Origin of the sequence: Limnoglobus roseus (genome assembly GCF_008254045.1) — a bacterium.
GTDB classification, from domain to species: Bacteria; Planctomycetota; Planctomycetia; order Gemmatales; family Gemmataceae; genus Limnoglobus; species Limnoglobus roseus.
Map to the genome: position 1 here is coordinate 6,367,507 of NZ_CP042425.1, position 12,725 is coordinate 6,380,231.

The 12,725-nt window shown below is 64.2% G+C and carries 10 protein-coding genes; 1 reads left to right on the top strand and 9 read right to left on the bottom strand.

Annotated features, from left to right (window positions below; translation table 11 throughout):
• Positions 1–58: 58 nt before the first annotated feature.
• Positions 59–1,354: a Gfo/Idh/MocA family protein gene (locus PX52LOC_RS26865; protein ID WP_149112982.1), complete on the bottom strand. Its 1,296-nt coding sequence runs from the start codon at positions 1,352–1,354 to the stop codon at positions 59–61.
• Between the two features lie 77 nt (positions 1,355–1,431).
• The gene (locus tag PX52LOC_RS26870) at positions 1,432–2,505 is read right to left on the bottom strand and encodes a formylglycine-generating enzyme family protein (protein WP_149112983.1); all 1,074 of its coding nucleotides are present in this window, start codon (positions 2,503–2,505) and stop codon (positions 1,432–1,434) included.
• Positions 2,506–2,565: 60 nt separating this feature from the next.
• Between PX52LOC_RS26870 and PX52LOC_RS26875 the strand changes: the two genes are divergently transcribed.
• Complete coding sequence (locus PX52LOC_RS26875) at positions 2,566–3,600, top strand: FAD:protein FMN transferase (protein WP_149112984.1); 1,035 nt, start codon at positions 2,566–2,568, stop codon at positions 3,598–3,600.
• Here the strand turns inward: PX52LOC_RS26875 and PX52LOC_RS26880 are convergent.
• The 7 genes from PX52LOC_RS26880 to PX52LOC_RS26910 form a co-directional block, all read right to left on the bottom strand.
• Entirely contained in the window at positions 3,580–4,677 is a 1,098-nt protein-coding gene (locus PX52LOC_RS26880) for a 5-(carboxyamino)imidazole ribonucleotide synthase (RefSeq protein WP_149112985.1), read from the bottom strand. The genes PX52LOC_RS26875 and PX52LOC_RS26880 overlap by 21 nt on opposite strands.
• The gene (purE, locus tag PX52LOC_RS26885; RefSeq protein ID WP_149112986.1) at positions 4,674–5,174 is read right to left on the bottom strand and encodes a 5-(carboxyamino)imidazole ribonucleotide mutase; all 501 of its coding nucleotides are present in this window, start codon (positions 5,172–5,174) and stop codon (positions 4,674–4,676) included. Before purE ends, PX52LOC_RS26880 begins: the two co-directional genes overlap by 4 nt.
• A 23-nt stretch (positions 5,175–5,197) precedes the next feature.
• Positions 5,198–6,670, bottom strand: a complete 1,473-nt coding sequence (gene zwf, locus PX52LOC_RS26890) for a glucose-6-phosphate dehydrogenase (protein WP_149112987.1) — start codon at positions 6,668–6,670, stop codon at positions 5,198–5,200.
• A 166-nt stretch (positions 6,671–6,836) separates the two neighbouring features.
• Complete coding sequence (locus tag PX52LOC_RS26895; protein ID WP_149112988.1) at positions 6,837–7,811, bottom strand: rhomboid family intramembrane serine protease; 975 nt, start codon at positions 7,809–7,811, stop codon at positions 6,837–6,839.
• 86 nt (positions 7,812–7,897) lie between these two features.
• Positions 7,898–11,365 carry an AsmA family protein gene (locus PX52LOC_RS26900; protein ID WP_149112989.1) on the bottom strand — a complete coding sequence of 1,156 codons (3,468 nt, stop codon included), beginning with the start codon at positions 11,363–11,365 and terminating at the stop codon, positions 7,898–7,900.
• A 71-nt stretch (positions 11,366–11,436) separates the two neighbouring features.
• Complete coding sequence (locus PX52LOC_RS26905) at positions 11,437–11,754, bottom strand: DUF3817 domain-containing protein (RefSeq protein ID WP_218575167.1); 318 nt, start codon at positions 11,752–11,754, stop codon at positions 11,437–11,439.
• 9 nt (positions 11,755–11,763) lie between these two features.
• A complete protein-coding gene (locus PX52LOC_RS26910) occupies positions 11,764–12,714 on the bottom strand; it encodes an acetyl-CoA carboxylase carboxyltransferase subunit alpha (RefSeq protein ID WP_149112991.1) in 951 nt (316 codons plus the stop codon).
• Positions 12,715–12,725 lie beyond the last annotated feature (11 nt).

The window sequence follows — 12,725 nt, forward strand, 5'->3', positions numbered from 1 at the left end:
AAACGAGAAGGGGCGGGTCGAAGAACTCGACCCGCCCCTCGCAATTTCGCCGACTTTGTTACATGAACTTCGTATGGCCCGGTCGCGGGACCGGACCGACCTTGTGTTCACCCTTCAGCGTCAGATCCTTCGGCATCGTGTCGTCCTTGCTGGCGACGCCCTTTTCCCACGTCAGCGAGGTGCCGGTGTAGGTGGACATCCGGCCCAGGATCGCGGTCATGGTGCTTTCCGTGACCTGTTGCAACTCGTTGACGTGCGTGCCGCCCGCCTTGATGTTGGCGATCAGGTCGATGTGCTCCTGGACGTACGGCGAGGTGTCTTCCCGGTCCTTCTCGGCCGAGTAGATTTCCTTGCCGTTCAGGGTGAAGTAGCCGCCGCTCGCGGTGCGGATGGTGCCCTTCGTGCCAATCACGCACTCGGACACGTCGCCCGGACCGGGGTAGTGCCGGCAGTAGCTGGCGATCTTCACGCCGTTCGGGTATTCGTATTCGACGGCGAAGTGGTCGAAGATGTTGCCGACGTCCTGCGGGTCACCGTCCGGGCGGGCGTTCGTGCCGCCCATCCGCCCGCCCATGCCCGTCGCTTTAATCGGGTGCGCGCCGACGAACCAGTTGGTCACGTCGAGGTTGTGGACGTGCTGTTCGACGATGTGGTCGCCGCACAGCCAGACGAAGTGGTACCAGTTGCGGAGTTGGTATTCGATGTCCGACTCGCCCTTGTTCCGCTTGTTGAACCAGATGCCGTCGTTGTTCCAGGCGCAGCGACCGCCGACGATCTCGCCGATGTCGCCGTTCTTGATCCGCTTGGCAACTTCGACGTACGACTTCTGGTGACGGCGTTGCGTGCCGGCCACAATGGCGAGGTTCTTCTTCTTCGACTCTTCGGCGAGTTCCAGGCAGCGGCGGATGCCGGGGCCGTCAACCGCGACCGGCTTCTCACAGAAGATGTGCTTGCCCTTCTCGACGGCGTAACCGAGGTGAACGGGGCGGAAGCCGGGGGGCGTGGCGAGGATCACGAGGTCCACGCCGGAGTCGATGACTTGCTTGTAGGCGTCCAGACCGCTGAAAGCCCGTTCGCCGATGTCGGCTCGTTCCTTGTACTGCTTCTTAAGCGAGTCGGCCTGCCCCTTCGAGCGGGCTTCGAACACGTCGCCGACCGCATGAACCTGGACACTCTTGTCGGCCTTCAGACAGTCGCGGATGGCCCCGCTCCCGCGGCCGCCGCACCCGACCAGACCGACCTTGATGATGTCCGAGCCGGCCGCGCGAACGGCCGGGATGGAAGTCGCGGCAATCGCGGCCGTGGCGGCAACGCTACCGGCCTTGATGAAGTCGCGACGATTCGATTCGCTCATGGAGAGTCTCCGAATAACGGGGAAAAGGATGGTTGAGATTAACAACAACGGCGAACGCGGGCAACCATTTCTCGCGTCTAATCGATCGGGTCGTTTTCGACCTTCTTCGTCACCATCGGCTTCAGGCCGATCAGGTCTTTCTGCTCCTCGACCGGCAGGCACACGCGGAAGCCGATCTGGTCCATCAGCGTCAGCCACCAGATGCTCCGCGGCGATTGCGGATCTTTCCGCATCCACTTCGGGTCGGACGATAGGCGGACGGCCGAGCGCAACTTGTCGGCGTTGTCCTTGAACGAGCCGCCGCGGCAAACGTGGCTCCACTTCTTGTCCGTCGGCTTGTTCACCGGCTGGAGTTCCGGCGACTTCTTGTAGAACTCGGCGTCGTACTGGTCGAGGCACCACTCGGCCACGTTCCCGTGCATGTCGTGGATGCCGAAGGCGTTCGGCTTCTTGCTGCCGCACTTGGTCGTGGTGCCCTTCTGGTGTTCGTCGTCCTTCTCTGTGTTCCCTTGGAAGTTCGCGTAGTCGCCCAGCGTCGCGGGGTCGTTGCCGAAACTGTAGGCGGTCTTCGACCCGGCCCGGCAGGCGAACTCCCACTCGGCTTCCGTCGGCAGGCGGTAACCCTTCTTGGTCATGATCCGGAGCCAGTGGCAGTACATCATGGCCGCGTGATGGCTCATGCAGATCGCTGGGTGGTCCTCGTGCGGGTGCTTGTAGTCTTCGTGTTCATACGTCGGCGTCGGTCGGCTGAGGGCGTCCGATGTCTTCGGGAACGGTTCCTTCGCGGGGTACTCGATTACGTCCTGGTTCTTCGTCCAGCGGTCGAACTCGTCCCACCGAACTTCCGTCTTGCCGATCCAGTACGGCTTGACGATCACCTTGTGCTGCGGCCCCTCGTCGGCGTTCCGCCCCTCTTCCGATTCCGGGCTGCCCATCAGGAACTCGCCGCCCGGCACGTAGATCATCTCGAAGGTAATGCCGCCCGGGAGTTCTTCTTTGAAGTTCTTCGCGGGCAGGTCGAGCCTCACCGGCACCTTGGCTTCGGCCGGCGTCTCGAGCGCCTTGGGAATGTCCTGAGCCGGCACGAGTGCCGCGGTGAGTACCAGAGCCGGGAGCGTGACGGCGGCCAGAAGTTTCAATCGGCGGGTCATGCTGATAGAGTCTCAGTGAGAGAAAAGGGTCCGCGGGAATCGTTCGACGGAGGCGATGTCATGAACCGTCTGGTGGCGACAGTTTTGACTCCGTTCGTTATAGCAGTTTTACTCGGGTCGGGACAATTATCCGCGGCCGACCCGCGGCGGTTCGAGTTCGAAGAACCGCACATGGGGACGGTCTTTCGGATCGTCTTCTACGACACCGATAAGGATGACGCGATCACCACCGCGACGGCCGCTTTCAAGCGCGTCCGCGAACTCGAAGCGGTCATGAGCGACTACAGCCCGAGCAGCGAGGTCATGAAGTTGTGCGTGGCGAACGACCGCGATCCGGGCAAGGCGTTCGCCGTCAGCGACGACCTGGCGCGCGTGCTGGGTCACGCGCTGGGAACGTCGAAACTCTCCGACGGTGCGTTCGACGTGACCGTGGGGCCGCTCAGCAAGTTGTGGCGGGAAGCGCGCAAGGCTAAGACGATGCCGGGTGAGGAACAGCGAACGGCCGCGCTCGCGAGGGTGGGCTGGCAGAACGTCGAACTGGACCGCGAGAAGAAGACCGTTCGCCTGAAGCTACCCGGCATGAGGCTCGACTTCGGCGGTATCGGTAAGGGCTTCGCCGCCGACGAAGTTCTCTCCATGCTGAAGAAGAAAGGTCGCTCCCAGGCGCTCGTCGCGGCCGCCGGGGACATCACGGTTGGCGACCCGCCGCCGGGCAAGGACGGGTGGGTCATCGACATCGAGCCGATTGGGAAGGGGAAGCCGACGAAAGCCGTCAAGCTGGCCAACGCGGCCGTTTCCACGTCCGGCGACCTGTTCCAGTTCGTCGAGATTGGCGGCGTCCGGTACTCGCACCTACTCGACCCGAAGACCGGCCTCGGGCTGACCGGCTTCCGCCGGGCCACGGTCATTGCACCGACCGGGTGGCAGGCCGACAGTTTGACGAAGGTGGTCAGCCTGCTGCCGTCGGCCGAGGCGGTGAAGCGCATCGAGAGAATCGAGAAGGCGGCGATGTACCTCGTCGTGAAGGAGAACGCGGACGCCAAAAAAGTGGCGACCGCGTCGAGTCGATTTTCGTCATTCGTGGCGGAGAAATGACCGCTCGTATTCGCGCACCCGTTCGTCGCGTTGTTCCGCGGTGGTCGCCGCGAGCGTGACGTGGCCGATCTTCCGCCGGGCACGCGGTTCCTTGCCGTACCAGTGGACTTTCGCGTGCGGCAGTTTCAGCACGTCCACGACGGGCGGGTGGTCCCCAATCCAGTTGAACATCACCGAGTGGCCGACCGCTTCAACCGAGCCGAGGGGCAGACCGGCCACGGCCCGCATGTGATTCTCGAACTGACTCGTCACGGCCCCGTCGATGGTCCAGTGGCCAGAGTTGTGAACCCGCGGGGCCATCTCGTTGGCGACCAACTGTCCGCCAACCTCGAACAGTTCGATGGCCAACACGCCGACGTAATTCAACTCGGTGAGTACCCGCTTCGCGTACTCCTCGGCCTGGCGTTGGGCGGCCTCATTCAAGCGCGGGGCCGGGGCGATCGATTTGCGGAGCATCCCGTCGCGGTGTTCGTTCTCGGTGAGCGGGTACACCGCGATCGTGCCGTCCCGCCCGCGAACGGCGAGGACCGACAACTCGCGGACGAACGGGACCATGCCTTCCAGGATCAGCGGCCGGCCACCGAGCGATTCCCAGGCGGCGACGGCCTCCGCGTCCGTCCGCAGCACCGCCTGCCCCTTGCCGTCGTAGCCGAACCGTCGCGTCTTCAGGACCGCGGGAAGTTTGATCGAACGGATCGCCGCGTCGAAGTCTTCGCGCGTGTCCACGGCCGCGAACGGGGCGGTGGCGATGCCGCGGTCGCGGAAGAACGACTTCTCGACGAGCCGATCTTGCGACACTTCCAGGGCGGCGGGCGGCGGGAACACCGGCAGCCGCTCGGCAAGCCAACGGGCCGATTCAACGGGGACGTTCTCGAACTCGTAAGTGACGACGTCCGAAACCTGGGCCAGTTTGTAGAGGGCCTGGTAGTCTTCGAACTCGCCCCGAACGTGGTCGCAGACTTGGGCCGCACACGGGTCAGGGGACGGGTCGAGGACGGTGCAGCGAATGCCGAGGGGGTGGGCGGCGAGGGCCAGCATTCGACCGAGTTGCCCGCCGCCGAGGATGCCAACTCTCACGTCATGATCCGTGGGTCTGGGTTGTCGATTACGTCCTGCGTCTGGTGACGGCGGAATTCTTTGAGCCGCTCGCGGAGGTGCGGGTACTTTGCCCCGAGGACCGCGACCGCCAATAAGGCGGCGTTCTTCGCGCCGCTCTTGCCGATGGAAAGGGTTCCGACCGGCACGCCGCCCGGCATTTGCACGATCGACAGCAGCGAATCGACGCCTCGCAGGATGGCCGATTCGACCGGCACGCCAAAGACGGGCAGGACCGTCTTCGACGCGCACATGCCCGGCAGGTGGGCCGCCCCCCCTGCCCCGGCGATGATGATTTCCAGGCCGCGTTCCTCCGCGCTCTCGGCGTAGTCGAACAGCTTGTCCGGCGTGCGGTGGGCCGAGACGACGACGACCTCGTGCGGGACCTGGAAGCGGCTAAGGATTTCGCCCGCCGCTTCCATCGTCGGCCAGTCCGAGCGCGACCCCATGATAACGCCCACCAGGGGGCGAGTGGGCATCTCAGGGGTGGCGGGGGCGTCACTCACTTGATCGGCTGCCAGTGCCGGCCGGTTTCTTCGAGGAGCTTGTCGGCCGCGGCGGGGCCTTGCGAACCGATCGGGTAACTCGACGCCCGCACCTTGTCGTTCTTCTGCGTCGCCGTGATGATCGGGTCCATGATTTCCCACGCCCGCTCGATCTCGTCGCTACGTATGAACAGCGACGCCTCGCCCTGGATCGAATCGAGCAGCAGGCGTTCGTAGGCTTCCGGCAGCGCTTGCGTTTCGTAGGCTTCGCGGTAGTTGAAGTTCAGGTCGCGGGGCTTGAGGTGGACACCGTCCACGTCCGGCACCTTCGTCTGGAAGTTCAGTTGGATGCCCTCGTTCGGTTGCAACACCAGGGTCATCCGGTTGCACTGCAACACCTCGCCCTTTGGCAGTGGGAACATCAAGTGAGCCGGGCAACGGAACTGGATCATCACCTCGCTGTAACGGGCTTTCAGCCCCTTCCCGGACCGCACGTAGAACGGCACGTTCTTCCAGCGGGCGTTGTCCACGAACAACTTGATCGCCGCGTAGGTCGGCGTCCGCGAGTCCCGCGGGACGCCGGCCTTTTCCAGTTCGTCGAGGTAGCCCTCGTACTGGCCGACGGCGACGCTGCTCGGCATCTCCTCCTCGCTCGGGATGCGGATGCTGTCCAGCACCTTCATCTTCTCGTTACGGAGGTGGTCGGCGTTGAACTTCGACGGCCCTTCCATCGCGACCAGAGCCATGACTTGCAGCAAGTGGTTCTGGAACATGTCCCGCAGCACGCCGCTCTTGTTGTAATAGTCGAGGCGGTTCTTCACCGTGACTTGCTCGGCCACGGTAATCTGCACGTGGTCGATGTACTGGTAGTTCCAGAGCGGTTCGAACAGCGTGTTCGCGAACCGGAACACCAAGATGTTCTGCACCGTCTCCTTGCCGAGGTAGTGATCGATGCGGTAGATCTGGCTTTCCTGGAAGTTCTCGTGTAGGCACTTGTTCAGTTCCTTGCCCGACTCCAGGTCGTGGCCGAACGGCTTCTCGACCACCAACCGCCGGAAACCGCCCTTCTCCTTCGCGTACCCGCCCTGGCCGAGCGAGGCCACGAGCGACGGGTAGTATTCCGGCGAAACTGAGAGGTAGTACACCCGCGACCCGCCGGCCTCGCCCTCAGTCTTCTCGAACCACTTCGTCAGCGGTTCGAGGCCGCCCGGCTTGGTGCCGTCGGACGAGACGTATTCGATCCGCTGCGCGAACTTGGCCCACTCGGTGTCGTCCCACGTCTCCTTCGCGGCGACCATGATTTCCTTGACCTTTGGCGCAACCAATTCGCGGAACGAGTCGGCCGTGTGGGCCGTGCGGGCCGTCCCCACGATCTTCGCATCGGCCGGCAGGCGGCCGCGGCGGTCGAGGTTGAACAGGGCCGGGATCAGCTTGCGAAACGTCAGATCGCCCGTTGCACCGAAGATCACAATCGTCAGCGGGGTGGCCATGAGTGTCCGCGGGGTTAAGTAATGGGACGACAGCCGCCGTTGCGAGCGGGTGTTCCGTGGCATCGTATCCAACGGCCCGACAGGTGCAAGAAATCACCCGCCGCGGCCGGCCAGATTCTTCGAAATGGGTCTGCACGAACCGGTGCGAGTCGGGCGTCGCGCGGCGCTACTTCCGCCGACTCTTGTAGACTTCACTCGCCCGCAGCAGGATCTCCTGCTCCGTCGGCGTGAGACTGGCCTTGCCGTGCTGGGCGACCTTGCTCAACACCTGATCGAGTTGCGCCTCAAGGTATTCGTGTACCGTGGCCGGCGACGTGATCGCGGGCGTCGGGACAGGTTCCGGGGGTTCCGCGGGCCGTCGGAGGTCGATCGGGGTGGACGGTTCCGGCGGGTCGTCCTGAAAGAGCGGCCGGCTCTTGATCGGCGACCGCGTTTGCGTTTTCCGCAACCCCGGCAGGTCGGGAATCCAGTTCGAAACGCGCCAGTGGTTCTGGTGGTAGGCGAACGCGAACGCGGCCCCGGACAGGGCCGAAATCGCACCGAACGCCTGCCGCGGGTTCAGGGCGAACAGGGCGAGGTTGACGAGGATGATGACCGCAGCCAACGGAGCGGCCCGCACCGACCCGAAGAGCAGCGGCACCTGCGAGTTGGGGGCGTGCAGTGCGAACAACACCATGACCGCCACCACCGGTCCGCTACACCCGTACCCCGGATCGGGCGGCTCGAAGTTGAATGGGCGGAAATAACTGACCGCGAACAGTGCGAGTTGCGTGACGAGGCCGGTCAGCACGTAGTACCAGAACATCTCTTTCGGGCCGTAAGTGCCTTCGACGCTCCGGCCGCAATAAGCCAGAATGACGAGGCTGGCCGCGAACAGCCAGAGGTTCTGGGCGGGGTGGTGCAGGAACAGCGACGTGAGCAACCGCCAGACTTCGCCGTCGAGAATCTTATCGAGCGAGAAGCCGCCCCAGTACAGAAGGGGATCGTAGTACGTTAGGTACTCGCGGATGTTGATCATCGCGAGTTGAAGGAAGAACACGGCGACCATCACCCCGATCAGGCCGAGGGTGACGGGGCCGATCTGCCACACCTCGCGACGGGCGTGTTCTTCACGGTAGTATTCGCGGTCGTAAAGTCCCATCGTCGGTCCGCGGTGACGGGGCACGGTTTTAGCTGAGTGTAGCAAAGTTCCTGCGGGCGGAAAACGAATTCTCCGCCCGCGGCGGGTTACGGCTTCTTCGGCTGCGGGAGCGGAATCTTGTCGAGCAGCCCGCCGAGCGCCCCCTTCCCGACGTCTTTCATCACGTCCTTCGTCACGTCTTCGGTGAGTTGCTTGACCGCCACCTGGAACGCCTTCGGGTCGAGTTGCGGCTTGCCGATCGTGCCGCGGACGGGCACCTTGATCCGCTTGCCCGCCAGGGCCTCGCGAATCTTCGGGTTGTTCTTCAGCAGGCCGCCGATGGCGTTGTCGGGCAACGGCACGTCGGCGACCATGTTCAACTCGCCGTTCACCGACACCGCTCCGGACGTGATGATGGTGATGTTCTTCGCGCTCAGCGTCAGGTTCTCGTGGTGGACCCAGCCGTTCTCGAACTTGATTGGCACTTCCTGCGGCTTGTTGTCCCGGTTCAGCGAGAACGTCGTATTCTTGGCCCCCAGCATGGTCGCGATCTCGGTGATGACCGGCCCCGGCCCGATCTGAACTTCGTGCAGGGTCAGTTTGCCCTTCATGCTCCCCGTTTCCGGGTTCGCGAGCGGGATGCGATTCTCTTCCAGGTCGAGCGAAATCGTCCCTTGCGTTTCCGTCGAACGGGCGAACGCAGGCAGGACGTAACCGAGGGCGTCGGCACAGGCGGCCGGAGTCAACTTCGCCTTGTCGATGACCTTGCCCTTGGCGAGCGTCAGTTCGTTGCCGGTGGGAGCGAACCGCACCGTGGGTTCCAACCGCACCTTTCCCGTCTGGCCGAAGTTGGCTTCAAGCGGGTCGATGGTCATCACACCCTTGTCAAGTTTGGCCGAGAGTTGCGACTGGCCCACGTCGAAGCCGTAGGCCTTCAGCGATTGCCACGCGAGCGAGGCGTTGCCGTTCAGGTCGCCGAACGGTGACGCCTGCTTGACCGGCGTCGTGTTCACCGCCAAGCCCTCAACCCCGGCCGACAACTTGCCGGTGGCGCGGAAGTCGCGTGTGTCCTTGCCGTTGATCTGGAAGCTCTGGCCGAGGAACTTCTTCAACTGCGGTTCCAGCGTGGCCAGGTCGTAGGTGAGCTTCCCGCTGATGTCCAGGTCCGAGACGGTCGTGGCCTGATTGATCCGGCCAGTCGCGTCGACCTTCAACCCGTCTGGCCGTTGGACGAGCGCCCGTTCCAGTTGGAGGTTGTCCGCGACGATGTCGTAAGCCCCCTTCGCCACGATGCTGACCTTCTCTTCCGCCCACGTCGGCTTCTGCGGATGGCCGAGCGAGAACTTTTGCACCGGCAGCGTCGCGTCGAATGCGTAGGAGTTCCCGACCGTCTTCACCTCGACGTGCCCGTTCACGACGGTGCCGTCGATGCGGTCCGACAGTTTCGGGTCGGTCTGGAGTTGCAGCACTTGCTGTAGCCGCGCGAGGTTCGCGTTGAGGTCGGCCGTCAGCTCGATGCCGTAGCTGCCGTCGGGTTGCGGCACGAGCTTCATCGGCTTCACGGCAGCGGCCACCGTCGGCGTTTGCAGCACGAGAATCGGAAACTCGATGAGGCCCGTATTGCGATAGACCGTGCCCGTCGTTGGGCTGATGACCAGCTGCGACTCGTCGAGCTTCACGCCGTAGCCGGTGAACTTGGCGTCCCTCAGATCGGCGGTGACCTTGTCGAGCGCGAGCGTCTCGGCATTGATGGTCACGTTGCCCGCGATCGTCCCGCGGCCGCCGATGCGAAGCGACTTGGGGATCGACACGAACGACGACACGCGGCCGACCCAGCGTTCCAGGTCGCCGGTGATCTTCGCATCGGCCTTCCCGTTCTGGGCGGCCTTCAGATCGGCGATCGGTTCGAGCAGTAGCACCTCGGCGGTTTCTTGTCCGGCGGTCACTTTCACGTTGCCGCGGTCGAGCCTCGTGGCCGTGGCGTTGAAGAACGCGCCGTCGGCATTGAAGGTCGCCGTCAGGTCCGGCTCCTGAAACCGCCGCGCCCCGTCGGAGAAGTCGAGGTTCGTCAACTTCAGCGTGCCGTTGACGTTCGACACGTCGTTCCGCGTTTGCGTCACCAGACTCAGCTTTGCGGTGCCGCCCAACTGAAGGCCGGTCAGGTCGATAAAATCGCCGAGTCGCCGCGTGAGTTGGTCCAACGAAGCATCGGCCGTGAGGGTGAAGTTGTCGACGGTCCCCTTCCCCGTCACGGTGGCGAACTCGGCCTTCGCGTCGAGGCGGTCGAAGACGGGCATTTTCTCTTTCGTCAGCCGGCCCGCGAACGAGAGGGTCAGCGGTTGCTCCCACGCCAGCGGCTTGCCGTCGCGGACACCGCGGAGGGCCGACGCCCCGAGTTGGCCGTCCCAGGTCACGCCGTTCGCACCGGTCTGGCTGGTCAGCTTCGCGGTCACGCGGCCTTCGGTCAGGGCCGTACCCTCACGTAGCCGGAACAATTTCGGAAACATCGCAACCAACCGCGCAACATCTAGGTCAGCCGACGCGCTCACGCCAGCTTGATCGAGCCAGCGGTCCGGTGGCTGGTTCGGGTCGAACAACCCGCTGAGAGATGCCTTACCGATGTCGCACGTCAGGTCGGCCTTCTCGATCTGAATCCCTGCCGCCGTCGTTTCGATCCGGCACGGGAAGTTGACCGTCTTCAGCTTGAACTGCTCCCCACCGAGTCGCGGCGAGCCGAGTTCGAGGTCGCTCACGAAGACCGTGCCGGCAACCTTCGCCGTCAGTTGCGGGCTGGTGGCGACAGTGGTTTCCAGGTCGGCGTTCAGTCGGCCGGCGGCGGTCAAGCCGGGTTCCCCGCGACGGGCGAAGACCGCAACGAGATCGAGCGGCAGGTTCGTTGCTTTCAGCTTCAAACCCAGGGTCACTCCGGCGGAAACCTCGGCGTCGATCACGCCCGGCAGGGCATCCTCGTAGTGGCCACTGAGTTGGACCTTGATCGGCTCCTCGCCCGGCGGCACGGCTGCTGAGACGTCCATTGCCTTCACCGTCCACGACTGATTCTTGTCGGCGTCGCGGACGTTCAGGGTGCCGTTCGTCACCTTGACGGTCACGGCCGGTCGGGGGCCGGTCGAAGGGGTCGTGTCGTTGAGGTAGTTCGCGACGAGTTCTTCGAGGTTCGTAGTCTGCTTTTCGGCAACGATGTCCACCTGCGGGCCGTCGATCGTGAACGTGCCGAGGTCGGCCTGACTGCGGGCGAGCGACAGCAACGAACGCGATGACTCCACCGTCGGAGCGGTGAGCACCGTCTGGCCCTTCGCATCGGTCAACTTCACGTCGTGGAGGACGACCGGCGAGAACCACCCGAGCGACGCGCTGCCGACGCTGAGGGACCCGTTGAGCTTCGCCGTGGCCTTCGCGACGGCCGAATTGAGCAGGCCGGTTTTGACGAGAATCGTCGGGGCGAACCAGCCGAGCAGCAGCAGGGCAACGAGCAAAACCGTGAATCGCCGGAGCCACCGCCGCGGCTTGCGGACGGCGGGAATCGCCGGGGCGGGCGGGGTCATCGTATCGGCCATGCGCGATCCTCGCGGGCGGTGTCGGTCCAACAACTGGCCGATACTACCGTGAGCGGGACCGGGCGCGAAGGCTAAACCTTAACGGCGGCGACTTCCTCGGCCATCTCGCGCCGCAGGCTTGGGTCTAGGAAGAACGTGCCGGTGGGAATGATGGACGCGGCGAACGCCACGCCGACCCGCTTCCAAGGCCAACCCCTCTGGCGGGCCGTCAGGCAGAGCAAGGCACAGTAGACGAGGAACAAGATGCCGTGTGTCATCCCAACGACGAGATTCGGCCAGCGCATTCCGGCGAACTCTTTCAGCGGCCAAGTGACCAGAAGGATCAGGAGGTACGACACGCCCTCGGTTAGCGCGACGAGGCGGAACTTGCCCAACAGGGTCGGCGGCACAATGACTCCTTACGCGAACTGTCCGAGCTTCCGGAACTTCTCGTACCGCTTCGCCAGCAACTCCTCGGTGGACAGGGAAACCAACTCGCGGAGCCGTCGCTGGAGGTGCTTTTTCAGGGCATCGGCCGCGTCCCGCGGCGAGCGGTGTGCCCCGCCGAGCGGCTCGGGGATGATGTCGTCGATCACGCCGAATTGCTGCAAATCGCGGCTGGTCATGCGAAGGGCGGACGCCGCCCGCGGCTTCGTCTCGTCGTTGGCCGTCTTCCAGAGGATGCCCGCACACCCTTCAGGACTGATAACGGAATAGTAGGCGTGCTGCATCATGCTCACTCGGTCGCCGATGGCAATTCCGAGCGCACCGCCGGACCCGCCCTCGCCAATGACAACGCACACGATCGGCGTCGGCAGGCGCGTCAGTTCGAGAATGCTCGTCGCAATCAGCTGCGATTGCCCGCGCTCCTCCGCGCCGATGCCGGGGTACGCGCCCGGCGTGTCGATCAGGCAGACAATGGGCACCCGAAACTTCGCGGCAATGCGCATCTTGCCGAGCGCCTTGCGGTACCCCTCCGGGTGGGTGCAGCCGTAGAAGCACTCCTGCCGTTCCTTGAGCGTGCGGCCCTTGTGGTGGCCGACGAGCAGGATCTTGTGCTCGCCGAGGCGAGCGAAGCCGGTGCGGAGGGCACGGTCGTCGCCGAACGCGCGGTCGCCGTGGAGTTCGACGAACTCCTCGAAGCACAAGCCGAGGTAGTCCAAGAACTGCGGCCGCTGCTTGTGCCGCGACACTTCCACCGTTTGCCACGGTGAGAGGTTGTCGTAGGTCTTCTTGAGCAGCGCGCGGTGTTCCCGCTTCATCCGGCGGGTTTCGTCGGACGCACCCTCACCCCCGGCCCCTTCGAGCTTGTCGAGTAGGAGTTCGAGTTGGTGAATGTCGGCTTCGAATGGTAGTGGTTCTGGGACCATTGTCTCAAAGA

Bases quoted from the DNA above. Each gene is read 5' to 3' on its own strand.
- zwf (WP_149112987.1), bottom strand. From the start codon at position 6,670: ATGGCCACCCCGCTGACGATTGTGATCTTCGGTGCAACGGGCGATCTG.
- PX52LOC_RS26865 (WP_149112982.1), bottom strand. From the start codon at position 1,354: ATGAGCGAATCGAATCGTCGCGACTTCATCAAGGCCGGTAGCGTTGCC.
- PX52LOC_RS26900 (WP_149112989.1), bottom strand. From the start codon at position 11,365: ATGGCCGATACGATGACCCCGCCCGCCCCGGCGATTCCCGCCGTCCGC.
- PX52LOC_RS26895 (WP_149112988.1), bottom strand. From the start codon at position 7,811: ATGGGACTTTACGACCGCGAATACTACCGTGAAGAACACGCCCGTCGC.
- PX52LOC_RS26875 (WP_149112984.1), top strand. From the start codon at position 2,566: ATGAACCGTCTGGTGGCGACAGTTTTGACTCCGTTCGTTATAGCAGTT.
- purE (WP_149112986.1), bottom strand. From the start codon at position 5,174: ATGCCCACTCGCCCCCTGGTGGGCGTTATCATGGGGTCGCGCTCGGAC.
- PX52LOC_RS26870 (WP_149112983.1), bottom strand. From the start codon at position 2,505: ATGACCCGCCGATTGAAACTTCTGGCCGCCGTCACGCTCCCGGCTCTG.
- PX52LOC_RS26910 (WP_149112991.1), bottom strand. From the start codon at position 12,714: ATGGTCCCAGAACCACTACCATTCGAAGCCGACATTCACCAACTCGAA.